The organism is Corynebacterium imitans (assembly GCF_000739455.1).
Classification (GTDB): Bacteria; Actinomycetota; Actinomycetes; order Mycobacteriales; family Mycobacteriaceae; genus Corynebacterium; species Corynebacterium imitans.
In genome coordinates this window covers 56,137-81,828 of record NZ_CP009211.1, presented here as the reverse complement: position 1 = coordinate 81,828, position 25,692 = coordinate 56,137, and the positions used below count along the sequence as shown (strand labels likewise).

Genomic DNA, 25,692 nt, shown 5'->3' with positions numbered 1-25,692 from the left:
GGGCTCCTTCCACGTGGATGTAGGCTCAAGGGCATGACGCGCCGCTTGAGTGTCGAGGAACGCCGCGCCGAGATCCTCGACGCCGCCACCACGACCTTTGCTTCCCTGCCTTATGGCGATGTCTCTGCCCAGCTTATCGCCCAACGCTGCGGGGTGTCGGAGGGCCTCATCTTCCACTACTTCGGCTCCAAGGCGGGCCTATACGCGGCGTTCCTGCAGGACACGGCGTTCGACTTCACCCGCTTCCGCGATCCCGCGGAGCTTGTGCGCGCCTACCTCGACCACATCGCCGCGCGCCCCTTCGTGTGGGCGGCCGGGCGCCGCAGCGGCGAGGAACCGCTCGAGGCGATCCACCTGCGCATCGAGCACCGCGACGCCGCCGTCCACACGCTGTGCGAGCTGCTCGGTCGCAGCGACGAACGCGCCCGCATCGCGGTCTCCGGCACGCTCGGCTTTCTCGATGCCATCGCGCTGGACTGGGTCGACGAGGGCTGTCCCGCCTCACGCCGCGAGCTGCTTATCGACGCCACACTCGCCGCCCTCAACGCCGCCTGCTAGCCCTCCCCGCGGCGGCGGATCAGCGGCTCGAGACGGTCCTGGAGGCGTTCGCGCCACGCCTCGACGGTCTCCTTGTAGCCCTCCTCGTGCGGGTGCATGCCGCGGTGGGTGAAGGTGACCTGCGTTTCGCCCTGGTCCTCCTCGCTGTCGCTGAGCTCGAAGATGAGCGAGGTGTCGTCCCAGTCGCGGTCTTCTTTCTCCTTGCCCGTGGACTCGGTGTGCCAGACCAGGCGGTCGCCCTCTTCGGCCTCCTCCACGCGGAACTCGGCGTACTGGCTGTCCGTGTCGAAGTGGAACTCGCCGCCGGCCTCGGCCGCCGAGCCCTCGATGTGGTCGTCCCACCAGTCCTTCGGCGTGGTGATCGCCTTGAACACCGCGGTGCGGGAGGCGGGCACGGTGAAGCTGGTGGAGAAGTCCTTGATGGCGCGGACCTTGGTGCCGTCGGAAAACTCGTAGTCCGGCATCGCGGAGTCCGGGTCGTAGATGCTGACCTCGTAGCCCTCGTCGCGAAGCTGGCGCAGTCCCTCCTTGATCAAGAGGCGCCCGGCCTTGTTGAAGCTGGTCACATTCGACACATCCAGCACCAGCGTGCCGCCGACGATGCGCTCGCTCGACAGGTCGTGCAGGATCTTCTCCGCGGCGGTGAAGTTGATCATGCCCTGCAGCACCACCACGGTGCAATCTTCTCGACGCTCCACCGACCGAATCCCCGGCGCCGTGTAGTAATCCGCGCCCATCAGGTTCAGCCCCAGCGAGGCGGACATCTCGCGGAAGATGCGCACCCCGCGCACCGAGTTGCCCTGCTCGTTCAGCCGCGGGCTCAGCGACGCCAACCCCATCTGCCCCGGCATCGTGCCGATCAGCCCGCCGGCCACGCCCGACTTCGCGGGGATGCCCACGTTGACCATCCACTGCCCCGAGCCGTCATACATACCCGCCGAAGTCATCACCGCCTGCGTAATCCGCGCAGCGGCCGCAGAGCACACCCGCTCGCCGGTGATCGGCTGTACCCCGCCGTTGGCCAGGGTCGCCGCCATCGTCGCCAGATCGCGCACGGTGACCAGCACCGCGCACTGCTGCGTGTAGGACTCGATCGCGTCGTGCGCCTGGTCCTGCACCATGCCGAACTCGCGCAACAGGTGCGCGATCGCCAGGTTGCGGTGCGCGGTACTGATCTCGGATTCCACCAGCGATTCGTCGATGCTCAGTTCGCGGCCGGCAAGTTTGGAAAAGAAGGCCCGGATCTTCTCCACCCGCGCCTTTACCGAGGATTCCGCGCCGTTGATCAGCTGGTTCACCGCGATCGCGCCCGCGTTGATCATCGGGTTCGCGGGCCGATGGGTGCCCTCTTCCAGCGAAATCGCGTTGAAGGCCTCGCCCGAAGGCTCCACGCCCACGTACTTGTGCACCTCCGCCGCGCCGAGCTCCTCCAGCGCGAGCGCGTAGACGAAAGGCTTGGAGATGGACTGGATGGTGAACTCGTAGTCATCATCGCCCACCGAGTAGAGGTTCCCCGACGTCGTGCACAGGGCCACGCCGAGCTTGTCGGGGTCGGCGGCGGCGAGCTCGTCGATGTAGTCGGCGAGTTCGCCGCTGTCGTCGTCGCGGACTTGTTCCAGCAGGTGGTCAAGGTATTCGGGTACTGGCGTAGGCATGCGCGCCAGTCTAGAGCTTTGTGCTTAGCGACGCCCACTCTTACCTTTTTGTCTACTTTACTTTACATAGTGGCGCGTTTAGTTTATTGTTTGTCATAGGCGCTTACAAAGCAGAAAGGAGCGCTGATGCCCGACACACACGAAAACATGGTCCGCAAATGGCGGCGGTGGCAGGAACTCTCCCAAGCCGAGCTCGCCACACAGGTGGGAGTGTCCCGCCAGACCATCGCCAACATTGAAAAAGGCAACTACTCCCCCTCCGTCCACCTCGCACTCGACATCGCACACACCCTCGGCAAAACCGTCGAAGCCCTCTTCGGCGACGAACAGGAAGGATAACCCCATGTTGAAGCAGTACGGCGACAAAAAGATCGCCCTGGCAAACCAGGGCACCGACGACGAATACCAGCAGCAGATCTTGCATCAGTCCAGCACCGTGACCTCGGAGACGCTGATGTACACCACCACGTTCATCATGGCGGTCCTCGCCTGGGTCCTGCCCGAGGGCGCAGCCACCTACTCGCTGCTCGCGCTGTTGCCCGGCCCACTCGCGCAGGCCGCCGGCGCGCTGTGGATGCAGAACTACGCCCCGCGCCCGCGCCCTTACAAAGTCTTCACCGTGGCCAACATCCCCATGTTCGTCTTCCTCGCGATCACCTTCGCCGGCATCGCTTTTAACGACTTCGACGGTGACCCGGGCGGCACGATCGGCATGGTCATCGGCGCGGTCGTCGGCGGTGGTGCCGCCGCGTACTTTGCCCCACGCTTCCAGCGCCACAAGCGCCGCGACGACGAGGCACGCCTGAACGCCGACCTCGAAGATTAATACCTACGGTTATAATCGGCATTATTCCGATCACGACGAGAAAGGATGCCGATGTACCTCGCAGAAAAGCCGAACCCGAAACTCAACTACTTAAGCGACAAGCACGCCGAAATCATCAAGGCAACGCTTCCGCCGGTGGGCGAAAACATCGAGACGATCACGAAGACGTTCTACTCCAAGATGTTCGCCGCCCACCCCGAACTCATCGCCAACACCTTCAACCGCGGCAACCAGAAGCAGGGCGCGCAGCAGAAGGCCTTGGCCGCCTCCGTCGCTACCTTCGCCACTCAGCTGGTGGACCCGTCAGCGCCGGACCCGGTCATGATGCTGGACCGCATCGCGCACAAGCACGTCTCGCTGGGTATTCGCAAGGACCAGTACCAGATCGTGCACGACAACCTCATGGCTGCGATCGCCGAGGTCCTCGGCGATGCCGTCACCCCCGAGGTCGCCGAGGCCTGGGACGCCGTCTACTGGCTCATGGCCGACGTGCTGATTAAGCATGAGGCCAAGCTCTATGAGTCCGACGGCGTCACCGACGGCGACGTCTTCCGCCGCGCAACTGTGTCCGCCAAGGAGCAGCTGACCGACAGCGTCTATGCCTACACGCTCACCGGCGACTTCACCGCCCCGCGCCCCGGCCAGTACACCTCCGTGGGCGTCACGCTTGACGACGGTGCCCGCCAACTCCGCCAGTACTCCATCATCGAAGGCGACGCACACTCCTTACGCATCGCCGTGGAAACCGACGGCGAGGTCTCCACGTACCTGCGCGACCGCGTCGAGGTCGGCGACACCGTCGACGCCACCCTCCCCGCCGGCGACCTCGTCCTCCAGGACGGGGACAACCCAGTCGTGCTGATCTCCAGCGGCATTGGTTCCACCCCGATGGTGGGCATCCTCGGCCACCTGGCCCGCACCAATTCGGACCGAAAGGTGACCTACCTGCACGCCGACGATTCCGAGGACTCCTGGGCGCAGCGCGAAGAGACCCGCGCGCTCGCGGACAAGCTCCCCAACGCCGAAGTACGCGCCGCCTTCCGCGACCAAGACGAGCGCATCAACCTCGCCGAGGCAGATGTCGCCGGTGCCGACGTCTACCTCTGCGGCGGCGCGAACTTCCTGCAGGCCATCCGCGAAGATCTCGCCGCGAAGTCACCCGCCAACGTCTACTTCGAGCTGTTCAGCCCGAACGACTGGCTGATCAACTAGTCCGCTTCGGTGATGCGCGCCCCGCACTCGTTGAGCCGGTCAAAGGGCCTGAGCTCGACCTTGAGCTCGCTCGCCCGCCCGTCGAGGTAGCCCGCGTGCAGCGCGCACACCGTCCGGTCCGGCAGCTCGCCGTCCGGCCCGATGAACGGGCAGGCGCGCAGGCCCACCTCGCGGGCCCCATCAGCCGCGGTGCCCTCGCGCGGGAGCGGGTCGAAGCCCATCGCGCGCAACAGGCGCACGAGCGCTTCCGTCCCCTCGTCCAAATCCGCCGACGCGTCCGCCTCGCGCCCGGCGGATTTCGCTGCCCACTGCTGTCCGATCTCGCGGGCTTGCTCCAGGTCCCCGTCGGCAAGCATCCCGGTGAGCATCTCGACGAGTTCGATGTACTCGCTCGCCACCTCGCTACCACGCGGCACCCGCGCGGTGAAGATATGCGAGGGACGGCCACGACCCACCGTGTGCGCTTGCCTGCGCGAAACCAGCTCCTGCGCGATCAGCTCATCCAAGTGGCCGCGCACGGTGTTGATGTGCATGCCGAGCTTGTGTGAGAGCTCGGCGACCTGCGCCCCGTCGGGAAACGCCTGCAGGGCGTGAAAGACTTCCCGCTGCTTCGCGCTCAATTCGGCGGCGGCAGCGGTGAGCTGAGACGCGGGGCGTGGCGCTCTTCGGCGAACCATTCTTCACACCCTCCTCCGGCTGGGAGTTCTTGGACAACTGCTTGCCTTAAGTATAGGAAGCGAACCGGTAAAACTCCTAGTTGGAGCATCCCCTTGTCCGCCCACATGCAACTTTAGTACGATTATTATCGTGGAAAAACTGAGTCGTGTGACGGGCGGGTGCATCGCCTTCTGGGCCAGCACCGCCCTCATCAACGTGCTTGCCGACGCCCCACGCTGGAACATCATCCACCCCCTCACACTCGGCGTCGTCACAAACGCCATCCTCACCTACTCCACCCACTTCGCCGACGCCCTCACCCGCACCGCCTCCCGCCCTTTGCCCGTCTACGTGCGCCTCGCCGCAGTCAACCTCGCACTCGTCGCGCTGCTTTTCGACGCCCTCCCCAACCTCGCCGCCGCCACCGCCGCCTCCGCCCTGCTCTGGCACGGTGCCTCCATCGCCCGCAAGCTGCGCCGCGGCCTGCCCGGCCCCTTCGCCACCACCGCGTACTGCTACGTCGCCGCCGCCGCGTTCTTCGCCCTCGCCGTCGCCGCCGCCGTCCAGCGCGACATTGCCGCCCACTCCCGCCTCGCTGTCTGGGGCTTCGCGTGGACGACCATCGCCGGCACCGTCATCACCCTGCTGCCCACCATGACCAGAAGGCGCGCCTCCCCGACCGCCCGCAAGCGGCTCTCGTACGCGCTGGCCGCCCACTGCATCGCCCTCCCAGCCGCGGCAGCGCTGCTCGGCACGCCACTTGCCACGGCAGCGCTACTAGTGTGCGCGCTTGCGTGGTCGTACGCGCTGCAGCCCGTCCTGGCCAGCACGCTGTTTGACACGGACCTGTCGGCGCCCGCGCTCAGCGTCGCTGCTGGCGTGCTCTGGCTGCTCGGCGCAATGTACGCCGACGCCGCAACGCTTGCCCTCGGCGCGGAGCGCTTCCCCACAAACCTCCTCGTCTTCATCCTCGCCGCCGGGCTCGCGCAAATCGTCGCGGGCGCGCTCGGCCACCTCCTGCCAGTCCTCACGCGCCGCGCCACCGAGCCCGACCAAGGGTTTTTCAAAGCCGGCGTACTCAGCGGCGGCGCCATCGTCGCGCTGATCAACCCGCCCATCGGCCTTGCCATACTGGCGATCGGGCTGGTCCTGCACGCAAGAAAGGTCGCTTTCCCATGAACCGAACCGAATCCCTCGCCTGGGGGCTGATCGCCCTCGTCGTCGCCCTCGTGGTGGGGCTCACGCTCGCGTTCAGCCCCACCGACTCCACGCAGGCCCCGATCAGCGAGGACGCCACCACCTTCGACATCGACATCCAGGGCATGTCCTTTGTCCCCGACACCATCCACGTCGCCCCCGGCACCCACGTCGTGCTCACCATCACCAACTCCGATACCCAGCAGCACGATCTCAAGCTTGGCGACGGCCACACCGGCCGCATCGACCCCGGCGAAACCGTCACCCACGACTTCGGCATCTTCGACGAGGACACGCAGGGCTGGTGCACAATCGCCGGCCACAAGGCGATGGGGATGACTTTTGATGTGGTCACGAGTGGGGGCGGTGGGGCGTCGATAAGCGGCGAGGGGCGCGACGCGACACTGCCGGAAGCCAGCGGCGAGCTGCACGAGCACACCTGGGCCATCGAAGACGACGGCGACACCTGGACCTTCGACGGCCAAGCACCCGGGCCGACGCTGCGCGGGCGGGTCGGCGACCGCTTCCGCATCACCATCGAAAACCGCGGACACATGACCCACTCGATTGACTTCCACGCAGGCGAAATCAGCCCCGACGAACCCATGCGCGACATCCAGCCGGGCGAGCACCTCACCTACGAATTCACCGCGCGGCGCTCCGGCATATGGATGTACCACTGCGGCACCATGCCGATGAGCCAGCACATCGGCATGGGCATGGTCGGCGCCGTCGTCATCGACCCGCCCGAGCTTTCGCCCGTCGACGGCGAATACCTCCTCGTCGCGCGCGAAATCTACGGCGACGAGCCCGCGACCGCCTTCAACGACCACCCCGCGCAGTACGTCGAGCGGCCCATCGAGGCGCACGTCGGCGACACCGTCCGCGTGTGGCTACTCAACGCAGGCCCCGACACCGCGCTGAGCTTCCACGTCGTCGGCGAAATCTTCGACACCGTGTACAAAGAGGGCACCTACACGCTTCGCGACGCCCACGACACCGGCTCCCAAGCCCTCGACCTTCTGGCCGCGCAGGGCGGATTTGTCGAGCTCACCTTCGACGAGCCCGGCACCTACACCTTTGTCAACCACCAGATGACGGCGGCGGAGCAGGGCCAGCGCGGCCAGTTCCTGGTTCACGCGAACTAGCCCGGGCCGCGTGGTCGGCGCCGGTGGGCGTGACCTGGCCTGTGGGCGAGACGTAGACGATCTGCCCGCTGCGGCGCTCGGTGTGCCCGCGGGTGGCGCGACCCGCCTGGTAGTTGTGGTAGCGGCACAGCCAGCCGAGGTTGCTCACGACCGTTTCGCCGCCAAAGCGGTGCTCGGTCATGTGGTGGGCGTCGCAGCGCGAAGCCGGCACGTCGCAGTCCTTCCACGTGCAGGTGGAGGAGTCGGCGAGCATCATCTCGCGGTGCTTCTCCGTGGCCAAGCGCATGTCGTAGGCGTTGACTGGCCCGTCCATCGCGCCGATCAGAATGATGTGGCCGAACTGTGAGAACTTCATGCGCACGAACTCCTCGCCCGACATGACGACCCCGTTGGCGAAGCGGACCATCACGTCCTTGCCGGCGCCCGAGATGATCTTCTCGTAGTCGCCCAAATCCAGGTTCACGCTGAGCTTGACCAGGTAGTCGGCCCGCGGGCAGTCCTGGCTCAGCCAGCCGGTCACATCGTGTTTTGCCGCGTCGTAGGCGGCTTGGATGTCGAGGGCGGGGCCGGTGACGCGTAGCGTCGCTAAGCCATCGCCATGATGCTTGACGCGCGCGCACGCGGTGCGCGGCGCAGGCGGCTGCAGCTCCTCTTTCAGCGCCGCCGCCCGCTTCCGAATCCGCGACAGGTCCCCGGCCGTGTTGCACAGCGTGTCGATGTAGTGCCAACGCTTCGTCGCGTCCTTGATCGCGTTCGCCGTCCGCGCAATGTAGGCCAGCGTCTCGATCCGGTGCCCGTTTTCGCGCGCCCCGTCGTGCGCGCGCTGCTGGTAGCGCGAGTGCGAGGTGTGCGCGCACAGGGTCTTCGCCGCCGCGACCAACTGCTTCGCGCGGTCGTACTGGACGCCCTCGGCCTGCACCTCGCGGGCAGACTTGCCCGCCGCAGCGGCGACGAAGTCGAAACCGCTCCGGTCGAATTGGGCAAGTGAGGCGAGTGCGTTCATGACCGCAAGATTAGCCGATTGACCAGCGCAAATGGCGGATTGTGAGAAGTCTCCCACTTTGCCCGGAATACGGAACCGACAGGCGAGTTTTTGCGTCTAATAATGTTTAGGCTTTTGCGGCGAGCAGTACGGCTTTCTGCGCGCGCACCGCCCGCACCATCAGTGGCAGGAAGGCGACGAGGACGCCGAAACAGCACGCGCTCATCGCCACGCGCAGCCACGAGTTCTCGGTCGCAATCCAGACCACGAGCGCGGCGTTGAAAAGCACCACGCGAAGCAGCGAGCCGCGGGCGAGTTCGGCCAGCCCGGCACGCACGGCGCGGGGGCCGCCGCCCATCGTCGTGGGCAGCAGGTAGCTCATGGTGCCGATCAGCAGCTGGGCGGCGAAACCGAGCAGGAGCGCGAGCGTCGGGATTTCCGGCAGGTCGATCGGCATGGCGAGGCGCACTGCGTACCAGAGCATCGCGACCGTAAGCCAGATCAGCGCCGCGAAGGCGCTTAAGCCCGGGTAGGTGACGCGGTCGCGCGGGTCGCGCAGCACGTCGAGGACGTTGACGAGAAAGCCGTGGAAGGTCCACAGCCACGCGGCGACGTAGACAAGCACGCCGGCGCTGGTGGCCAGGTCCACGCCCGCCAGCGCGCCGCAGCTGGCCAGGAGCACGCCGGTGCCGGCGAGCGGGATCGAGGTGCCCGCCCGGTCGTGCATCCCGTTGATGCGCCACATGGCCGGGAACAGCACGGTCAGTGACGCGAGCGCGGCGAAGCCGACGAAGCCGCCGACGTTGACAAACAGGTGCGCCATCCGCACGCGTTCCTGCCAGTCGCCGGGCAGCCCGTAGGACAGGGCGGCGCCGAAGACGACGCCGACGGGCAGGCAGGCCGCGCTGGCGACGTAGCCAAGCGCGACGGCTCGGTGCCGCTTCTCGGGCCCGGCGCGCCGCACCTGCGTATACAACACCCACGCGTGCCAGGCCAGCACGCCCGCGACGAGCGCCGCGCCGATCCAGGTCAGCCAGTAGGTCACCAGCACCTGGCCAACCAGCACAAGCACGGCGCCCGCGTTCAGCGCCCAGGTGCGGCGCAGTTGCGCGGGCCGCGCGCTGTCGGGCAGGCGCTGCTGCAGGAAGCGCTCGGTGAGGTTTTGCGACCACACCACGATCGAGTTGGTCAAAATCCCGAGCGTGAACACGTGGATAAGCAGCCACCCGGGTTCGGTGAACAGGACGTGCGTCAGCCCGATCACAATGAACACGAGCATCCAGACGGTCACCGGCCGCGAGATGCGCCTGTGCCAGGTGTGCGGGCTCCAATCCTTCGACATATTCCCAATATAGACCGTGCTTATTCGATGAGCTCGAGCAGCTTCTCGACGATCACCGCCCGGTTTACCTCCGCCAACGGCCGCGCATAAATGTGGTCGTGCACCCACAGGCCCGAGGCCAGTGCCGACGCAGCCAGAAGATTAGGGTCCGCCGCCGTGTCGTCGGCACGCGGCAGCCACCGGTCCTCTACCTCCAGCCAGGGGCGCGTGTAGTCGGGGTGCGTGCGGGAGTGGAGCGTGACCATGAGCTCGGCGAGCGGCTCGTGCTCGCTCATGGTCACCAGCATCGCGCGGTAGCGCTCGCGCGGGGAAAGTTCCTCGGCGCCCTTGCCTCCGGCGTGGGCGCGCACCTTGTCCTCCCACACGGCTGCGGTGTACTCGTGCAGTCCGACCAGCAGGGCGTGGCGGGAGGGGAAGTGGTAGAGCAGGCCGGACTTGGACAGCTCTGTTTCGGCGGCGAGCCGATCATAGGTGACGGCCTCGATGCCGCCCGGGTCAGAGGCGACGATGGCGTAGGCGGTGCGCAGGATGTCTTCGCGCTTACTTTTGCGGGGCATGGAGTTCTCCAGACTTGGGGTTGTCGCGGAAGCAGAACGCAGTTGCGGCGGAAAAGACCAGCGCTGCGGCGGCAAGCACGAGTAGGACGGCGTGGTAGGCGTCGGTGTAGGCGGTGGCGGCGGCGGGGTTGGGCGTGGCGTCGTAAAGCGCTTCCATGCCCCGCGGGAATGCGCGCTCGAACCAGAGTGGCAGCAGCGAGCCGGTGATCGCGACGGTGAGCAGGGTGCCGAACTCGTAGGAGACCTCTTCGACGCCCGCGGCCATGCCGGAGCGGTGCGCGGGCGCGGCGCCGAGAATCGCGATCGAACTCACGCTCATCACCGAGCCGGCGGAGCAGCCGAGGATGACGAGCGCGAGGATCTCCAGGGCGAGGCCCTCGGCCGAGTCGCCGGCAATCAACAGCGCGGTGCCGACGGTCGCGCCCAGGAAACCACCAGCGATGAGCGGGAGGAAGCCGATGCGGTGCAGGTTCGCCCCGCCAAGCACGGACGCAGGAATCGCCGCGACCGCCATCGCCGTGATCACCGTGCCCGCGTGCAGAGGGGTAAAGCCGCTGACCAGCTGCAGCTTCTGCGCCGTCATCAGCTCTACGCCCGCGAGCACGAACATGCCGCCGGCGGCCGCGATCACACCGCCGGAGAAGAGGCGGGAGCGGAAGATGTCGAAGGTGAGCAGCGGGTCGTCGAGCTGGCGCTGGCGGCGCACGAAGAGCCAGCCGGCGGCGACAGCGACGACGATCGCGATGAGCGGGACCCACAGCGCACCGTCCGGGTTGGCCAGGCCCTTGATCGTCATGGTCAGCCCGGACAGCGCGAACAGCGAGTAGACGGAAGAGATGACGTCCCAGCGCTTGGTTGGATTCGGTACGTTCTCCGGGGCGAGCGCCAGCGTGGCGATCAGCGCGATCACCACGACGGGCACGTTGATGAGGAAGACCGAGCCCCACCAAAAGTGCTCCAAAAGCGCGCCGCCGACCACCGGCCCGAGCGCAGCACCGACGACGGCGACGGACGCCCAAATACCGATCGCTGTGTTGCGCTCCTGCTCGTCGGGGAAGGTCAGGCGGATCAGCGCGAGTGTGGCGGGCATCATCACTGCCGCGCCGAAGCCGAGCAGGCCGCGCGCGGCGACGAGCTCCCAGGCTCCCGGCGCGAACGCAGCCGCCAGCGAGGCCACGCCGAAAATGACGAGGCCGACGAGCCACATGAGGCGATGGCCGAGTTTGTCGCCAAGCGTGCCGGTGCCGAGCAAGAGACCCGACAGCACCAGCGGGTAGGCGTTAATGATCCACAGCGACTGCGCGGGCGTGGCGTGCAGCTGGGCGCTGAGCACCGGCATGGCGGTGTACAGGATCGAGTTGTCCAGCCCGATCATGAGCAGGCCGGAGGAGATTACGGCGAAGAAGACCCAGCGTTGGGCGGCGGATTGCATCACCCGGCGAAACTGTAATGACCGTCCGTTTAACTTTCAACTCGCGGGAAGCGGATGGAAGCGTCGTCGCGCACGGAAAGCTCGACCTCGCCACCGACTGGGAAGGTGAGCAGCGGGTTGGTGTGCCCGAAGCTCGCGTTGGCCACCACGGGCTTGCCCTCGAGCTCCGGGATCGACGCGATCGTCTCCTCCAGCATGGCGCGGGTAACCCTGCTGGCGGTCTGGAAGCGGCCAATCACTACGCCCTCGATGCCCTCGCCGTCGGGCATCTGCAGCAGGGAGACGAGCTCGCGGCGGAAATCCATCACGCTGTACTTGCCGGTGACCTCGGCGAACAGAATCGCGCGCTCGAGCGAGGGCATGAACTCGGTGCCGGCGAGCAGGCCGAGCGTGCCCAGGTTCGCGCCAAGAGCCACGCCATGCGCGGACCCTTCCTGGATGCTCCACCAGCCGTCGTCGGGTTCGCGGACGCGGGCGTCCTGGTTGATGAACCAGTCGTCGTCGGTAAACCAGGTGCCCGGCCGCCACAAGATCGGCCCCTGCTCGAACGCGGCGGTAACAAAGCAGGCGCGCGTGAGCTCGGAGTGGTCCCGCATACCGAGGGTGGACCAGTGCGGGCCGATATAGGTGGCCATGCCGGTGCGCGCGTAAATCGCATTGGCGATCGCCGAGATGTCCGAGTTGCCGCACATGAACTTCGGGTGCGCGGCGATCAGGTCAAAATCCAGGTGCGGCAGAACCTCGTTGCTGGTAAACCCACCGATGACACTCATGATGCCGGCGACCTCCGGGTCCGTGAACGCGGCGTGCAGGTCGGCGGCTCGCGATTCGGCAGAAGAGGACCAGAACATGTCGGACTCGCGCACGTTTTCGCCGAAGGTGACGCTGATGCCCAGGTCGGCGAGGCGTCGATTAGCAAGGCTCTTGACGTATAACCCGGCCTCGCCCTGCTCCACATAGGCCAGGGAGCGGGAGGGGGCGACCACGCGGATAGTGTCGCCCGTTTGCAAAGGTCGCGGGTAGATAGTCATTGCTTAGACATTACCCGCACGATCGCGTCGATCGTGTCTGGCGGAAGTGGCGCGGGCAGGCTAAACCGCAGCGCGGACTGGGCGAGCTCGGGCGAGTAGCCGAGCGCGGTGAGCACGGGCGAAGGTTCAGCAGCGCCCGCCCGGCAGGCCGAGCCAGAGCTTGCCGCAAACCCCGCGACGTCGAGCGCGACGAGCAGCGCCTCGCCGCTGATGCCCTCGACCACGAAGGAGGCATGGTTGGGCAGCCGCTCGGTGCGGTGCCCGGTCAGGCGTGCGCCGGGCACATGCTTTTCGACGCCCACGATCAACGCATCCCGCGACGCCATCACCTCCAGCGCCCGTTGCCCGGCGCGCTCTCGCTGCGCCCGCACCGCCGCGGCGAACCCGGCGATCCCCGCCACGTTCTGCGTGCCCGCGCGGTGCCCGCCCTCCTGTCCGCCACCAAAGATGACGGGCTCGAGCGGCACATCGCGCGGCAGAAGCAGCGCGCCGACACCGGCCGGGCCGCCGAACTTGTGCGAGGCCAGCGCCACCGTTGTCGCGCACGGGCCCGGCCAGCCGCCCGCGGAGAGGTCGACCGGCAAGTTCGCGGCGGCTTGCACGGCGTCGAGGTGCAGCGCCACCTGCGCGGGGACTTCGGGCACATTGGCGACGGTGCCGACCTCGCTGTTGGCCAGGCCAAGCGCGACGAGCGTGGTATCCGGGCGCAGCAGCCGGTCCAGGTCGGCCTGGGTGAACCGCCCATGCTTGTCGACGGTCACGTAGTCCACCTCAAAGCCGTGGAGCCGCTCCAGTGCGGCGCAGCTTTGCAGGACCGAGGAGTGCTCGATGGGGGAGGTGATGATGTGGCGGCCGCGCGGGGCGGCCAGGGCGCGGCCGATGATGCCGAGGTTGTTGGCCTCGGTGCCACCGGAGGTGAACACCACGCCCGCGGGGTGCACGCCGAAGGCCTCGGCGATCGTGGCGCGGGCCGACTCGAGGACTTTCGCAGCGCGCTCGCCCGCGGAATGCACGCTCGAAGGGTTGGCGCAGGCCGCATCATAGACCTGCAGCATCGCCGCGCGCGCCTCGGGCGAAAGCGGGGCGGTGGCGGCGGCGTCGAGGTAGGCGCTCACTAGTCTGCGACCTCATCGACGCTGTCGAGGCCCAGGTCGAGCGCGCGGGCGCTGTGGGTCAGCTTGCCCACCGAGATCACGTCCACCCCGCAGGCGGCGAGCTCGGCGACGGTGTCGAGGTTGACGTTGCCGCTGGCTTCGGTGGGCACGCGGGCGTCGATAAGCGAGACTGCCTCGCGCAGCTCGGCGGGCGAGAAATTATCCAACATGATGCTGTCCACGCCCGCGGCGAGCACCGGCTCGATCTGCGCGAGCGAATCGACCTCGACCTCGATGTGCGTGGTGTGGCTGACGCGGGCGCGGATCGTGCGCAGCGCCTCCGTGATCCCGCGCGGGCTCCTGGCGCCGAGCGCGGCGAGGTGATTGTCCTTGACCATCACCGCATCCGAGAGGCTAAAGCGGTGGTTGTGGCCGCCGCCGGCGCGCACCGCGTGCTTCTCAAAGGCGCGCAGGCCAGGAGTGGTCTTACGCGTATCCACGATGCGGGCGCCCGTGCCCTCGACCGCAGCGACGTAGCGGGCCGTCAGCGTGGCGATGCCCGACATCCGCTGCGCGAAGTTCAGCGCGACGCGCTCCGCGCTCAAGATGCCGCGGGCCGGGCCCTCGATGAGCGCGAGGCGCTGGCCGGCGTCGAAGTGCGTGCCCTCGGGCGAAAGCTCGGTGACCGTGATCTGCGGGTCCGTGGCCGCGAACGCCGCGCGGACCACCTCTCCCCCGGCGAAGACGCCCTCTTCGCGGGCCACCAGCGCGGTGCGCAGGCGGGCGTCGGGAGCAATCGCGGCCTCGACGGTCGCATCACCCCACGGCATGTCCTCGGCGAGCGCGGCGCGGACAGCGGTATTGATCAGCTCCGGGGTCAGCATGGCTTCGCCGCCAGCATCCGCTCGAGCGCCACGCGTGCGTCGGCCGCGGTGTCTTCCGGCACCACGATCTGGTTTTCCACCCGGCCCTCGAGCAGCGACTCGAGCGTCCACGCCAGATACGCCGGGTGGATGCGGTACATCGTCGAGCACGGGCACACTACTGGGTCCAGGCAGAAGATCGTGCGGTCCGGGTATTGCTGCGCGAGGCGGTTGACCATATTGATCTCGGTGCCGATGGCGATCACGTCGCCGGGTGCGGAGTTCTCCACCACGCGGCGGATGACTTCGGTGGAGCCGGAGGAATCGGCGGCGTCGACAACCGGCGCAGGGCACTCGGGGTGCACCACGACGTGCACGCCCGGGTACTCCGCGCGCGCCTTTTCGATCTGCTCGACGGTGAAGCGGCGGTGGACGGAGCAGAAGCCGTTCCACAGAATCACCTTCGCCTGCGCGAGCTGCTGCGCGGTGTTGCCGCCGAGCGGCTCGTTGGGGTTCCACATGCACATCTGCTTGTCCGTAATGCCCATCGCGCGCGCCGTGTTGCGGCCCAAGTGCTGGTCCGGCAGGAAGACAACGCGCTCGGCGCGCTCGAACGCCTCCTTGAGCACGGTCGCCGCGTTCGAGGAGGTGCACACCACGCCGTCGTTGCGGCCGCAGAAGGCCTTGATGTCGGCGGCCGAGTTCATGTACGTCACAGGCACGATCGCCTCGCCGGGCAGCGCTTCGTGCAGCTGGTCGAAGCACGCCTCGACCTGCGCGAGGTTGGCCATGTCCGCCATCGAGCACCCGGCGTTCAGGTTCGGCAGCACCACGGCCTGGTCCGCCCCGGAAAGAATGTCGGCGGTCTCCGCCATGAAGTGCACCCCGCAAAAGACGAAGGCCTCCGCCTCCGGGTGCGCCTTCGCCTGCTGGGCGAGGTTGAAGGAGTCCCCGATGAAGTCAGCGAACTTCACGATCTCATCGCGCTGGTAGAAGTGCCCGAGGATCTTCACCCGGTCACCCAGCTTGTCCTTCGCCGCGGTAATCATCGCGTCGAGTTCCTCCGGGCTCGCCTGCGTATACCGCGCAGGCAGTGGCGACTGCGGGGTGGGCAGCGGCGCGAACGTGTCGCCGCGCGAGGCACCCGGCCCGTAGGAGGCGTTCTGGGCGGTCTGCCACGGCTCGGCGGGCAGCTCCGTGTCGCAGGTGGCTTCCTGGGCCGCCTTGCGCGTAATCAAATCGGCAACTGAAGGCATGGTTCTTACTCTTTCTCGCTAATGAATCTGTAGTACTTCGCCGGCCGGTGCTTGGTGCCGGCTTCTGTGGTGCCGGTGGCCTCGAGCTCTCCGCTCGCCAATGCTTGCCGACGAAAATTCGCCGGATCCAGCCCCTTCCCCCCGATCGCCTCGTGCACCCGGCGCAACTGCGTGAGGGTAAAGGACTCGTCGAGGAAGCGGTGGGCGATCAGGGTTTGCTCCGCGCGCTTTTGCAGGCGCGTGATCCCGGCGCGGATAATCTCCGCGTGGTCGAAGGCCAGCTCCGGCAGCTCGCGCGTGTTCCACCAGGCGATGTTGGGGTCGTCGGGAAGCTCGGTGCCAGCGAAATCCTGGGGTCGAAACTGCGCCCAGTACGCGATGGTGACCATGCGCTGCGCGTCCGCGGAGCGCTCCACCGACCCGAAGGCGTAGAGCTGCTCCAGGTAGTTCGGCGTGGCACCACTGGCCGCAACGAGCGTCTCGCGCGCGGTTTCGCCCAACGTCTGGTTCCACTGCGTGGGCCCGCCGGGCAGCGCCCACGCACCGTAAAACGGGTCGCGCACGCGGCGCACAAGCGGGATCCACAGCCCGGCATCGGCGTGGAGTTCGGTGGGTGTTCCAGTCGGGTTGTGCAGCGCAAACGCGACTGTGGACACCGCCACCATCGGCCCGAGCCTCTGGCGCTCGGCCACGTTGAGCCGCTGCAAGCCGAACATGCGCCCTCCTTACTTATAGTCATAATGACTTTAAGTGAGCTTAGGCGAGGCGCGGGGTCCGGGCAAGCACTGGTTTCACGCAAAACCGGCCCGGTGCATTGCGCACCGGGCCGGTTTGGGAAGGAAGGGGTTAGTCCTGCTTGCCAGCAGACGAGCCCTTCAGCGAGGTAAAGGCCTCACCTTTCTCGTTCGAGCACCAGTCGTAGAGCACGCCACCCAGGGCAGCTACGCCCAGGATCGCGGCGGCGATGGTGCCGACCTGGCGGACGTTCGGGTCGGCTGCGAGCTGCTGCAGCTGGCGGTTCGCGGCGTCGATCTGCGCGCGCAGCTCGCCGAACTGGTCATTGTCGTTGCCACGGTTGCCAGTGCCCCAGTCCGGGGTGCTGCGGCTGAACTGCGCCTGGATCTCAGCGTTGATCTGCGCAACCTGCTGGTTGATCACGTCCATGTACGGCGCGCCCACCTGGCCGCCGACCGCTGCGAGCAGCGCCACCGGCACCAGGTAGAGGATCGGCGAGGCAACCGCGTTGGCCGCGCAGCGGCCCAGCACATCGCCGGGCGCGGACGGCACGCCCGGAGTCGGGGTGGCCGGCACCGTCGGCTCCTCCTCCACGATCTTCTTGGTCTTGCGCAGGCCAAGGTCGTAGGAATCGTTGCGCTCGCCCGGCTTCAGGGTGACCTTGGAAATCAGGCCCTCCTCGTCGGTTGCGCCCGGCACCTTGCCGGTGACTTCCCAGCCTTCCGGCTTGATAAAGCGGACCTCGTACTCCTTGTTCGGGACGAGTCCCTCGATGAACCAGTTGCCGTCCTTATCAGTCGTGGTGGTGCGGGTCGGCTCGCCGTCGCGAATGACCTGCACGGTGACGTCGGAAAGACCCTTCTCGTCCTCGTCCTGCACACCATCGCCGTTCTTGTCGTTCCAGACGCGATCGCCAACGGTGCCCTTCGGCAGGACGCCCAAGTCAACGTCGAGACGCTTCTCGCCCTTCTCGATCGTGACGGTGCGCTTGACCTGGCTCGGATCCGACGGGGTGTGATCGCCCGGCAGGTACTCCACGGTGTACTCGCCCGGGGTGACGTCAACCTTCCAGTTGCCGTCCTCGTCCGTCACGGTGCGGGTGACCTCGTTGCCGTCCTGATCCGTAACAACGACAGTCACGCCCGGAATGCCGGTCTTCTCGCCCGGATCTTCCTTGCCGTCACCGTTCTCGTCGAGCCACACACGGTCACCGATGGTCCCCGGGGTTTCCGGCTCGCAGTCGCAATCCGGCTTCACGGCCTTCAGACCCAGGTCATAGGTGTCGTTGTACTCCTTGGGCTTCAGGGTTGCCTTTGCAACCAGGCCCTCCTCGTCGGTCGCGCCCGGCACCTTGCCGGTGACTTCCCAGCCCTCCGGCTTGATAAAGCGGATCTCGTAATCCACACCCGGGGTCAGGCCGTCGATACGCCAGCTACCCTGCTCATCCGTGTAGGTCGTACGGGTCGGCTCGCCCTCGCGGGAGACCTCAACGATGACGTTCGGCACGCCCTTCTCGTCCTCGTCCTGCACGCCGTCGCCGTTTTCGTCATTCCAGACGCGGTCGCCGATGGCACCGCCCGGCAGCACGCCGAGATCAATGTCGAAGTTCTCTTCGCCCGGCTCAATCTTCACGGTGCGCTCGATGAGACGCTCGTCGCTAGCGACGTAATTGCCCGGCTTGTAAGTGACGGTGTACTCACCCGGAGCAACCTCAGCCTTCCAGTTGCCGTCCTCGTCCGTCACGGTGCGGGCGATCTCGTTGCCGTCCTTGTCAGTAATGACCACCGTGACGCCGGGGACACCGGTCTTCTCGCCCGGGTCCTCCTTGCCGTCACCGTTCTCATCCAGCCACACGCGGTCGCCGATCGTGCCACGCTCCGGTGCCTTCTCAGTGGTGGTGACCTGCTCGGTGGTAGGAACGGGCTCCTTCACCGTGGTCGTCTCCGTCACCGTGGTCGGCTCGCAATCGCAGTCCTCAGTTTCAGTGACAGTGGCAGTCGTGGTTTCTGTCGCGGTTTCAGTCTCAGTGGAGGTCGCGGTGGTCGTGGTCGTTTCCGACTCCGTCTCCGTTGACGTGGTAGTCACCGCCGGGGCCGTTTCAGTCGGCGTAGTCGTGACCGCCGGGGCGGTCTTTGTCAGCGTCGTCGTAACCGTGGAGGCAGTCTCCGTCGGCGTCACCGTGGTCGTTGCTGCGGTGGTCGTCGAAGTCTCGGTGGTAGTGGTGGTTTCGGTGGTGGTCTCCGTCGTCGTGGAGGTAGTGGGCTCAGGCTCTTCAACCGGGTCTGCGACGGTAATCTGCGCCCTCGCAATGTCCTGGTTAAACAGTGGTGCATTCCGGGACTCTATCCAAGCAGCAAACCTCTCAGTGGATGGATCAAAGCTACAGTTCGCGGAGTGCACGTTCTGTTTCACAATGACCTTTGCCCCTTCCGGAATCCACGTGTCACCGGCCATGGAATTATCATTCCACTTCCACTCATAGCGTCGCAGCCAGCGGTTATCCTGCTCATGTACAGGCAGACGTTCTGGTCTACCGGCAGGGTTGTCGGTCACTCTAGGATCAGCAGGGCTGCGGAATACGTGTGCTGTGTAGTCTTCGCCACCCGGTGCAAGAACTTGCACTTCCGGAGCTCCCATGAGCTGATAGTCCGCATTGGTACCCAGCCAAATGTCTGTGAGCCAAGTTCCGTATCTGCCAGGATTAATGAAGGAAAACTCTCCGGTCATTGGCCGGTAGCAGCCACGCTCCTGCTCGTCCGTTATTTCATTGTCGAGTGGCATTTTGAAGGTGCCGTACGTCCAGTCAAGCGTCGGGCGAATATTCGCTTCAGTTGCCACCGCAACGTCAAGCTTCGTGCCCGGATCCAGCCCTTCCGCAACAGTCACTGGAAGCGAAAGTTCAAAACCAGGTGCAGCACCAAGGTCGTTGCCCGCAAACTCAATGAGGATTGCGTTCTGCGCCGCATCTGCCTTCACATCGAATGGGGTCCGCTCCTTTCCATCCGACCATTTGAAAGCGGTCTGATCGATAGAGGAAGCACTCAAGGGAATTTTCAGCCGAGGATCTATTTGGATCTCCAACAGCAATGCAGTGACATCAGACTTTCCATACCCCCCGCCTCCTGCATATGGAAACGGAGCTTCGGAATCGACTCGGATTAACGCATTGGTCTTTTGCCCGGCATGCACACTGTCTGATTCCAAATCGAGGGTGATAGATGCAGAAGGCTTCGCGCCAAGGTCATCACCATGCTGATTGACCAGGGTGTCATCCTGAATGTACGCGTTTGCTTGTGGCACCGCGACGCTCCCGCACACCAGCGCCACTGCGCCCACGATCGCGGAGATGCTCCTCCGCACCCGCTTCTTTCTCGACATTTCTGCCTCGCTCATATTGACCTCCAACTTTTGAGCGAAATGTTGTATTACCTCCCCGACTCGGAGACCGGAATAGGCACAGCGTGGGGCCAGGGATATCACATACTATACGGCGGTGTCACCTTGAGCGCTATCGATACCAACACATACGACTTCCTTACATCGACATTCCATCACCGCAGCACGATATGTTTTCATTCATTTTTGCAATTGCTACTGCTTTGTATCTCCAAATATTGATTGGGTAGCCGCGCACAACTTCCATGCAAACTGCCTCCCGCGTGAAAAGTCCGCGGCCGCAGACCCCACTCCACCACCACTAGGCTCGTAGCCCATGAGGATAGGCATCATCGGCGCTGGTATCTCCGGCCTTGCGCTGGGGGCGGCACTGCACCGCAGCGGCATGGACGTGCAGGTTTACGAAGAGCACGCGCAAATCCGCAGCGGCGGCGCCGGCATCACGCTTGCGCCGAACGGTCTTGCCGCCCTCGACGCCTTAGGAATAGGTGCGGACTTCCGCACGCTGCAGCAACGCCAAAACCCGTTGCAGGGCGGAATCCGTAGCCCGCGTGGCGATTGGCTCACCCGCATCTCCCCGGAGGTCACGCGCGCCTCGCTCGCGCTCGATCGCACCACGCTCCACTCGCTCCTCCTCGCAGACATCCCAGGTTCGCGCGTCCACACCTCGGCGGAAGCGGTGGGCGTCGACAAGCAGGCTGGCACGGTCGCCTTTGCCGACGGCCGCGAAGAGCGCTTCGACGTCGTGGTGGGCGCGGACGGGATCCGCAGCGCGGTACGCGCCACCTGCTTCGACGATCCCGGCATGACCTACGCCGGCTACAACACGTGGCGCGCAATCACCGAAGGGATAACGCTTGACGCCGGGTTCGAGACCTGGGGCACGCGTGCCCGCTTCGGGGCAGTCCCGCTTCACGACGGCCACACCTACTGGTTCGCCGTCACCTCCGGCCCAGAGGCACAGCCGGGAACCCAAGCCCTGCACCAACTACACGCGACCTTCGGGCAGTGGCACGACCCAATCCCTGAACTGCTGCGCGCTACCCCGGAGGAGTCGATCCAGTACCTGCCCATCCACGAGTTGGCGAAACCGCTCCCGAGCTACCACAACGAGAAGGTCGTGCTGATCGGGGATGCGGCGCACGCCATGACGCCGAATCTTGGGCAGGGCGCGTGCCAGGGTTTGGAAGACGCCGCAGTCCTCGCTCAGCTGCTGCGCGCAGGGATAACGGACTTTGCTGCATACGACGCCCACCGGCGCCGCCGCAGCCAACAGATTGCGCGCCAGTCACGGCTGATCGGACGGGCATTACATACCGGCGGCAAGCGTATGGCCACCGCACGCAACTGGATACTCAAGCACGTGCCGGATGCGGTAACCAACAGGCAGGTGCAAGTGGTGACTGCGTGGGAGATGCCGGAGATGTGACCGGGGTGCCTCCAAATAGAACGGCACCGCGCGAGCAACGAGGCCCTCGTGTTGCCGCGGGCCGTGAAAATGTACGCATCGGGGGAAGAAGGGCGTGTCCCCGTTCCCCAGGTCGCCAAATGGTCATATGTGGAATTTTTCACGGGGTTGGCCCCACAACCCCCCGTTTAGGTATATCAAGATTCCCGCCTCGGCAGACAGATGAGGGACCGCAAAATCTGTGTCGTCCGAGACGGGCGGCTTATTGGGGCTCAGCGCTGAATCAGGTTTGCTGGCGGCGTTGTGAGGCGGAGGATGTTTGCCACTCCTTGCGTCAGTGCTGCAAGTGCCAGTACTAGGCCGATTGTAGAAATCACAAACGCAACCGTGTGAGTTGCATTCGCTGCCGGTGAACCTTTCTCCGTTGATGACATGGTAGCTATGGAGCTCGCCCCTGGCGTGGGGTGTTTCTCGGCAGTGGCCGATGCCGGAGTGCCAAGCGTCAGTACAACGGAGATTGCGGCGCTAGTTGCAATTAAGCGTTGCATTAGTGCGGAAGGAACTGGCCAAGCATAGCCTGGATTTGGGGCAGGGTCGTTGCAAACGCCAGGCCGCCGAGGACGGCGAGGACAGCCACCACAATGCCGCCGATAGCAGCCGGAGAGGTGGAGCCGTTCTGGTCAGAGGGGTTTGGGTTAGCTGGCGTTTCAGCGTTCTTAAAGTCAAGGGAGACACCGACCTTGCTGTCCTCCATCGGCACACCTAGCTTATAGCTCGAGCCGAAGATGTCTACGCCGGACTCAGTCATTGCGGTTGGGGTGAAGATAATCTCCTTCTTTCCCCCAGCCGTGGGAACAAGCGACTCCTTGACGTCGAACTCAACGATCGGCTTGTCGTCATTCTTGGCATCATCCATATCAGCATCCGGCTTAGCGCCCTTGCGTACGTAGTCTGCCTGCAAATGGCCCTTGTTGCCATTGATCACGATCTTGAAGTCGGACATTTGGATGTCCATGGCACCCTTGTGGCCTTCGATGCGGATTGCACCGTCCAGATCGATGGTGCCCTCACCCTTGTCGTTGAAGGCAGAGTCTGCTGCGTTGACCGGCAGTTTGAAATCAACAACCTTGCCTTCTGCCTCGACCTTCTCGGCTCCATCGGAAGCAGTGATGGTGCTTCCAACAAAAGGATTCTGTACGTAGCGCAGGAAGGATTCCTTGATGTTCCAGGTTACGTTGCCGGACAGAAGTTCCGGGGTCTCGGCGGCGGAAGCGGCGGGGGCGAAAAGTGCGGTGGAGGTGACGGCGGCAGCGGTGACGAGCGCCAGAGAGGAGGTACGGGACATCCTAATTCCTTTCGAAAATTCAGAACGAAGACAACCAATTAGGTTTGCCTTACCATAATCAGGTTAGGCTACCCTTTGCAAGCTGTGGGGGTGATTAGGGGAGTATTGCGCTTATCTGGGAGGCACCGGGCTAGAGGCCTCGGCTGGTGTAACAAACACGCGTCCGTCCATACTCGAGACCGAAATCGGCCAGTCGTAGACGCCGCTGAGTACGTCGTTTGAGTAGACCTCCTCGACAGGACCTGTAGCGGCTACCTCACCTGACTTCAGGCACACCACCCTGTCGCAATAGCGTGCTGCAAGCTGCAGGTCGTGCAGCACCACAACGACGGCGACGCCTTGGGCTGCAAGACCGCGGACTATGCCCATCGTCTGTTCCTGGAAGCGCACATCCATGGCCGCTGTTGGCTCATCAAGAAACACCACTGGTGTTTGCTGTGCGAGCACGCGTGCAAAGGCTACGCGCGCACGCTCACCACCGGAAAGCGTCACCACTTCTCGATCCTGGAGATGCGTCATGCCGGTGGTTGAAAGCGCGGCATCTACAATCTCAGGATCCTTGTCGCTGGTTCCCCAGGGGTGACGTCCCATTTCGACGACATCCCTGACAAGGAAAGAAAACGCCACGCCAACGTCCTGCAGCATTACTGCTCGGGTACGAGCCAACTCTTGAGCCGAGCTACTTGCGACGTCGTTGCCGCCTACCTCCACACGCCCCGCAGCCACGGCAATGTCTCCGGAGAGTGCTGCCAAGAGCGTAGACTTACCGGCACCGTTCGGGCCGATAAGGCCTGTGACTTCGCCTGACCGAGCATGCATGGATACGTCGTTAACAATAGTGCGACCCTGTTTTATTACGGTCACGCCGTGCGCATGGACACTCATAGATCGTGGTTCTTTCGCAACATCTGCCGAAGCAGGAAGAAGAAGGTGGGCCCGCCGATGAGAGCTGTAAAGATGCCAATCGGCAGATCCGCGAAGGGGATGACGGTGCGGGCAAAGATATCTCCAGCACCAATCAGTAGCGCGCCGCCGAGCGCAGAAGCAGGTAGCAGCACAGCATTCGAAGGGCCGACGGCAGTGCGCACAATATGCGGAACCACAAGACCAACGAACCCAATCAGACCTGCAAAGGATACTGCGGCGGCGGTGAGCAGAGTGGACAGCACAATCGCCGTCATTCGTAGTCGCGGGACGTTGATGCCTACGTGACTCGCGGCCTGGTCTCCAAGCGCAAGAATATCCAGCTTGCGGCCAAGCAAGACCGCCAGCATCAGTGTGGCGACGACTATTGCTACAACCGTGCCGGTTTGAGCCCAGCTTGCCCCAGCCAGGGTGCCCATCTGCCAGAAGATGATTTGCTCGCGGGCAGTCGTCGGAGCCATGAACGTCAAAAGTGCAATCGTCGCGCCACAGATGGCGTTTGCGGCAATACCGACCAGGATCAGGTTCAATACGCGGACCTTTCCTCCAGAGCGGGAGAGTCGGTATACAACCGCAGTCGCCAAAGTCCCAGAGGCAAACGCGAAAACCGGCACCGTAATCGTGCCAAAGGTACTTGCGCCGAACACGATTGCTGCTGCCGCGCCGACGCCTGCACCGGAGCTGACACCAATCACGCTTGGCTCGGCGAGCGGGTTGGCAAACACCGCCTGCATAAGTGCACCGCCGACGCCTAAGGCAGCGCCGACAAACAGGCCAAGCACTAGACGGGGTAAGCGAATCTGCCATACCACGGATGCATCGAGGGAGGTGGCGGACATTGGTCCGGCGGTGATGATTGGCCAGAGTTCGCCAGGTGCGAGATCGAACTGGCCGACCAAGATGGAAGCCAGGGTGGTGGCCACCAATAGTGCAGAAGTGGCAATAAATAGAATGACGCGACCGCGGCGTCGGGCCTGGAAGGTCGAGAGCTTGGAACTCACTCCCCCTCCCCGTACAGGGCATGGGCGGCGCGCAGCAGCATTTCACCAGTCTGGGGGCCGAAGGCGAGCGAGTCACCATCAGGTAACGCTAGTACCCGCTTGTTTTTGCCTGCGGTTGTCTGCGCAACCCCAGGACGTTGGAGAAGGCCTTCGACGTCGCCTGTGGATTGCAACCCGCTGTTCATCATCACGAACACCTCCGGGTTGACCTCTGCAAGAGCCTCAGGGCTGGCGGGGGAAGAGGCACCGATACCGTACTCCGTGTTCACATCCACGCCGCCGAGCGCCTCAATCAAGTCTTGAGTGCCGTCTTCGCCACCAAGCAGGTAAAACACCCCGCCGGTTCCGCGGGCATACAGGAAAGACATGCGCAGCGGGACATCCGGCTTCACCGCAGCAATTGCGGACAAAGCCTCGTCGACCTCACGCTGGCTACGCTCCGCCAAAAGGCGGCCAGCCTCAGGCTCACCAACTACCGTCGCGACGTTGATGATGTCTTCACTCATAGACGCCATCGACCGGTTCGGCTCCATCACTACTGTGGTTACTCCGGCAGCGCGGATCTGGTCGATTGCCTCGCTCGGGCCAACGGAATGATCCACGATGACCAGGGTTGGGCGCAGATTCAGGATTGCTTCAACATTGAGGGAGTGACCATTTTCGGTCACCACGGGCAGATGGCTTAACGACGCCTCCGCCGAACTCACCGTCCTCCCCACAATATTGTCCCCAAGGCCAACCCCACGCAGCGTCTTCGTGTACGTGCCGTAGATATCTAGGGCCAGGATCCGGGAAGTGTCGGTGACGGTAACGTCGTAGCCGTCTGCGTCTGTTAGCTCCACCGGAAGAGCATTTTGACGAGACGCGTCTACTGGCTCTACTTCAGAGATCTCAGTCACCGTGGCAACGCCTTGGGCCTGGTGCGGGTCGCCGGCAGCTTCGAGAGAATCCACGAGTTGCTGCGTTTCCATCTGCATTGGGTTATCCCACGCCGCACAACCGCTTAGTGGCAATGTGATCGCTAGCGCAGCGGCCAATGCTCGTGCGGCAAATTTCCTAGTGAAGTTCATGAG

General features: G+C 64.8%; 23 protein-coding genes and 1 pseudogene. 7 read left to right on the top strand and 17 right to left on the bottom strand.

Annotated features, from left to right (window positions below):
- The first annotated feature begins 33 nt into the window (after window positions 1–33).
- A complete protein-coding gene (locus CIMIT_RS00335; RefSeq protein ID WP_038587571.1) occupies window positions 34–558 on the top strand; it encodes a TetR/AcrR family transcriptional regulator in 525 nt (174 codons plus the stop codon).
- On the opposite strand, the gene CIMIT_RS12915 is transcribed toward CIMIT_RS00335, so the two are convergent.
- Together CIMIT_RS12915 and CIMIT_RS00330 are read right to left on the bottom strand one after the other, a co-directional pair.
- On the bottom strand, window positions 555–953 hold the full coding sequence (locus CIMIT_RS12915; protein ID WP_268870456.1) for an SRPBCC family protein: 399 nt from the start codon (window positions 951–953) through the stop codon (window positions 555–557). The genes CIMIT_RS00335 and CIMIT_RS12915 overlap by 4 nt on opposite strands.
- A gap of 18 nt (window positions 954–971) precedes the next feature.
- Window positions 972–2,213: pseudogene (locus CIMIT_RS00330) on the bottom strand (glutaminase); the annotation flags it as partial.
- Between the two features lie 126 nt (window positions 2,214–2,339).
- On the opposite strand from CIMIT_RS00330, the gene CIMIT_RS00325 reads away from it, so the two are divergent.
- From CIMIT_RS00325 to CIMIT_RS00315, 3 genes are read left to right on the top strand one after another with little or no spacing between them, the layout of a single operon-like run.
- Complete coding sequence (locus CIMIT_RS00325) at window positions 2,340–2,552, top strand: helix-turn-helix transcriptional regulator (protein ID WP_038587567.1); 213 nt, start codon at window positions 2,340–2,342, stop codon at window positions 2,550–2,552.
- A 4-nt stretch (window positions 2,553–2,556) separates the two neighbouring features.
- Window positions 2,557–3,039, top strand: coding sequence for a hypothetical protein (locus CIMIT_RS00320; RefSeq protein WP_038587564.1), 483 nt, complete (start codon window positions 2,557–2,559; stop codon window positions 3,037–3,039).
- 51 nt (window positions 3,040–3,090) lie between these two features.
- Window positions 3,091–4,251 carry a globin domain-containing protein gene (locus tag CIMIT_RS00315; protein ID WP_038587561.1) on the top strand — a complete coding sequence of 387 codons (1,161 nt, stop codon included), beginning with the start codon at window positions 3,091–3,093 and terminating at the stop codon, window positions 4,249–4,251.
- On the opposite strand, the gene CIMIT_RS00310 is transcribed toward CIMIT_RS00315, so the two are convergent.
- On the bottom strand, window positions 4,248–4,928 hold the full coding sequence (locus CIMIT_RS00310; protein ID WP_051904670.1) for a helix-turn-helix transcriptional regulator: 681 nt from the start codon (window positions 4,926–4,928) through the stop codon (window positions 4,248–4,250). The genes CIMIT_RS00315 and CIMIT_RS00310 overlap by 4 nt on opposite strands.
- 130 nt (window positions 4,929–5,058) lie before the next feature.
- Here CIMIT_RS00310 and CIMIT_RS00305 point away from each other — a divergent pair, with 130 nt between their 5' ends.
- Complete coding sequence (locus tag CIMIT_RS00305) at window positions 5,059–6,087, top strand: hypothetical protein (protein ID WP_144311783.1); 1,029 nt, start codon at window positions 5,059–5,061, stop codon at window positions 6,085–6,087.
- Entirely contained in the window at window positions 6,084–7,253 is a 1,170-nt protein-coding gene (locus CIMIT_RS00300; RefSeq protein ID WP_038587555.1) for a multicopper oxidase domain-containing protein, read from the top strand. The genes CIMIT_RS00305 and CIMIT_RS00300 overlap by 4 nt, the downstream gene beginning before the upstream one ends.
- Here CIMIT_RS00300 and CIMIT_RS00295 read toward each other — a convergent pair.
- The 10 genes from CIMIT_RS00295 to CIMIT_RS00250 all read right to left on the bottom strand — a co-directional run bounded on the left by CIMIT_RS00295 (window position 7,189) and on the right by CIMIT_RS00250 (window position 19,431).
- Window positions 7,189–8,256 carry an HNH endonuclease signature motif containing protein gene (locus CIMIT_RS00295; RefSeq protein ID WP_051904669.1) on the bottom strand — a complete coding sequence of 356 codons (1,068 nt, stop codon included), beginning with the start codon at window positions 8,254–8,256 and terminating at the stop codon, window positions 7,189–7,191. The two genes, CIMIT_RS00300 and CIMIT_RS00295, sit on opposite strands and share 65 nt — an antisense overlap.
- 106 nt (window positions 8,257–8,362) lie before the next feature.
- Window positions 8,363–9,577, bottom strand: coding sequence for a copper oxidase (locus CIMIT_RS00290; RefSeq protein ID WP_095066738.1), 1,215 nt, complete (start codon window positions 9,575–9,577; stop codon window positions 8,363–8,365).
- 20 nt (window positions 9,578–9,597) lie between these two features.
- Window positions 9,598–10,134 (bottom strand): TetR/AcrR family transcriptional regulator, encoded by a 537-nt coding sequence (locus CIMIT_RS00285; protein ID WP_038587552.1) that lies wholly within the window; start codon window positions 10,132–10,134, stop codon window positions 9,598–9,600.
- Window positions 10,118–11,566 carry an MFS transporter gene (locus tag CIMIT_RS00280; protein ID WP_038587550.1) on the bottom strand — a complete coding sequence of 483 codons (1,449 nt, stop codon included), beginning with the start codon at window positions 11,564–11,566 and terminating at the stop codon, window positions 10,118–10,120. Before CIMIT_RS00280 ends, CIMIT_RS00285 begins: the two co-directional genes overlap by 17 nt.
- A gap of 29 nt (window positions 11,567–11,595) precedes the next feature.
- Window positions 11,596–12,597, bottom strand: a complete 1,002-nt coding sequence (locus tag CIMIT_RS00275; RefSeq protein ID WP_051904667.1) for a S66 family peptidase — start codon at window positions 12,595–12,597, stop codon at window positions 11,596–11,598.
- A complete protein-coding gene (locus CIMIT_RS00270; RefSeq protein WP_038587547.1) occupies window positions 12,594–13,712 on the bottom strand; it encodes a cysteine desulfurase family protein in 1,119 nt (372 codons plus the stop codon). The genes CIMIT_RS00275 and CIMIT_RS00270 overlap by 4 nt, the downstream gene beginning before the upstream one ends.
- A complete protein-coding gene (gene nadC / locus CIMIT_RS00265) occupies window positions 13,712–14,575 on the bottom strand; it encodes a carboxylating nicotinate-nucleotide diphosphorylase (protein WP_038587544.1) in 864 nt (287 codons plus the stop codon). The genes CIMIT_RS00270 and nadC overlap by 1 nt, the downstream gene beginning before the upstream one ends.
- Complete coding sequence (gene nadA, locus CIMIT_RS00260) at window positions 14,569–15,810, bottom strand: quinolinate synthase NadA (RefSeq protein WP_038587541.1); 1,242 nt, start codon at window positions 15,808–15,810, stop codon at window positions 14,569–14,571. The genes nadC and nadA overlap by 7 nt, the downstream gene beginning before the upstream one ends.
- A gap of 5 nt (window positions 15,811–15,815) precedes the next feature.
- Complete coding sequence (locus tag CIMIT_RS00255) at window positions 15,816–16,526, bottom strand: NUDIX hydrolase (RefSeq protein ID WP_038587537.1); 711 nt, start codon at window positions 16,524–16,526, stop codon at window positions 15,816–15,818.
- 130 nt (window positions 16,527–16,656) lie between these two features.
- The gene (locus CIMIT_RS00250) at window positions 16,657–19,431 is read right to left on the bottom strand and encodes an SdrD B-like domain-containing protein (protein WP_236620830.1); all 2,775 of its coding nucleotides are present in this window, start codon (window positions 19,429–19,431) and stop codon (window positions 16,657–16,659) included.
- Between the two features lie 826 nt (window positions 19,432–20,257).
- Between CIMIT_RS00250 and CIMIT_RS00245 the strand changes: the two genes are divergently transcribed.
- Window positions 20,258–21,370: an FAD-dependent monooxygenase gene (locus CIMIT_RS00245; RefSeq protein WP_038587530.1), complete on the top strand. Its 1,113-nt coding sequence runs from the start codon at window positions 20,258–20,260 to the stop codon at window positions 21,368–21,370.
- A gap of 526 nt (window positions 21,371–21,896) precedes the next feature.
- On the opposite strand, the gene CIMIT_RS00240 is transcribed toward CIMIT_RS00245, so the two are convergent.
- The 4 genes from CIMIT_RS00240 to CIMIT_RS00225 form a co-directional block, all read right to left on the bottom strand.
- Window positions 21,897–22,694: an HtaA domain-containing protein gene (locus CIMIT_RS00240; RefSeq protein WP_038587527.1), complete on the bottom strand. Its 798-nt coding sequence runs from the start codon at window positions 22,692–22,694 to the stop codon at window positions 21,897–21,899.
- A gap of 111 nt (window positions 22,695–22,805) precedes the next feature.
- The gene (locus CIMIT_RS00235; protein WP_038587524.1) at window positions 22,806–23,579 is read right to left on the bottom strand and encodes a heme ABC transporter ATP-binding protein; all 774 of its coding nucleotides are present in this window, start codon (window positions 23,577–23,579) and stop codon (window positions 22,806–22,808) included.
- The gene (locus tag CIMIT_RS00230) at window positions 23,576–24,619 is read right to left on the bottom strand and encodes a FecCD family ABC transporter permease (protein WP_038587521.1); all 1,044 of its coding nucleotides are present in this window, start codon (window positions 24,617–24,619) and stop codon (window positions 23,576–23,578) included. The genes CIMIT_RS00235 and CIMIT_RS00230 overlap by 4 nt, the downstream gene beginning before the upstream one ends.
- The gene (locus CIMIT_RS00225) at window positions 24,616–25,689 is read right to left on the bottom strand and encodes a heme/hemin ABC transporter substrate-binding protein (protein WP_038587518.1); all 1,074 of its coding nucleotides are present in this window, start codon (window positions 25,687–25,689) and stop codon (window positions 24,616–24,618) included. Before CIMIT_RS00225 ends, CIMIT_RS00230 begins: the two co-directional genes overlap by 4 nt.
- Window positions 25,690–25,692 lie beyond the last annotated feature (3 nt).

What these genes read in the sequence shown, in the direction of transcription:
- CIMIT_RS00335 (WP_038587571.1), top strand. Translation starts at nt 34, where the DNA reads ATGACGCGCCGCTTGAGTGTCGAGGAACGCCGCGCCGAGATCCTCGAC.
- CIMIT_RS00325 (WP_038587567.1), top strand. Translation starts at nt 2,340, where the DNA reads ATGCCCGACACACACGAAAACATGGTCCGCAAATGGCGGCGGTGGCAG.
- CIMIT_RS00320 (WP_038587564.1), top strand. Translation starts at nt 2,557, where the DNA reads ATGTTGAAGCAGTACGGCGACAAAAAGATCGCCCTGGCAAACCAGGGC.
- CIMIT_RS00315 (WP_038587561.1), top strand. Translation starts at nt 3,091, where the DNA reads ATGTACCTCGCAGAAAAGCCGAACCCGAAACTCAACTACTTAAGCGAC.
- CIMIT_RS00310 (WP_051904670.1), bottom strand. Translation starts at nt 4,928, where the DNA reads ATGGTTCGCCGAAGAGCGCCACGCCCCGCGTCTCAGCTCACCGCTGCC.
- CIMIT_RS00300 (WP_038587555.1), top strand. Translation starts at nt 6,084, where the DNA reads ATGAACCGAACCGAATCCCTCGCCTGGGGGCTGATCGCCCTCGTCGTC.
- CIMIT_RS00295 (WP_051904669.1), bottom strand. Translation starts at nt 8,256, where the DNA reads ATGAACGCACTCGCCTCACTTGCCCAATTCGACCGGAGCGGTTTCGAC.
- CIMIT_RS00290 (WP_095066738.1), bottom strand. Translation starts at nt 9,577, where the DNA reads ATGTCGAAGGATTGGAGCCCGCACACCTGGCACAGGCGCATCTCGCGG.
- CIMIT_RS00285 (WP_038587552.1), bottom strand. Translation starts at nt 10,134, where the DNA reads ATGCCCCGCAAAAGTAAGCGCGAAGACATCCTGCGCACCGCCTACGCC.
- CIMIT_RS00280 (WP_038587550.1), bottom strand. Translation starts at nt 11,566, where the DNA reads ATGCAATCCGCCGCCCAACGCTGGGTCTTCTTCGCCGTAATCTCCTCC.
- CIMIT_RS00275 (WP_051904667.1), bottom strand. Translation starts at nt 12,597, where the DNA reads ATGACTATCTACCCGCGACCTTTGCAAACGGGCGACACTATCCGCGTG.
- nadC (WP_038587544.1), bottom strand. Translation starts at nt 14,575, where the DNA reads ATGCTGACCCCGGAGCTGATCAATACCGCTGTCCGCGCCGCGCTCGCC.
- nadA (WP_038587541.1), bottom strand. Translation starts at nt 15,810, where the DNA reads ATGCCTTCAGTTGCCGATTTGATTACGCGCAAGGCGGCCCAGGAAGCC.
- CIMIT_RS00255 (WP_038587537.1), bottom strand. Translation starts at nt 16,526, where the DNA reads ATGTTCGGCTTGCAGCGGCTCAACGTGGCCGAGCGCCAGAGGCTCGGG.
- CIMIT_RS00245 (WP_038587530.1), top strand. Translation starts at nt 20,258, where the DNA reads ATGAGGATAGGCATCATCGGCGCTGGTATCTCCGGCCTTGCGCTGGGG.
- CIMIT_RS00240 (WP_038587527.1), bottom strand. Translation starts at nt 22,694, where the DNA reads ATGTCCCGTACCTCCTCTCTGGCGCTCGTCACCGCTGCCGCCGTCACC.
- CIMIT_RS00235 (WP_038587524.1), bottom strand. Translation starts at nt 23,579, where the DNA reads ATGAGTGTCCATGCGCACGGCGTGACCGTAATAAAACAGGGTCGCACT.
- CIMIT_RS00225 (WP_038587518.1), bottom strand. Translation starts at nt 25,689, where the DNA reads ATGAACTTCACTAGGAAATTTGCCGCACGAGCATTGGCCGCTGCGCTA.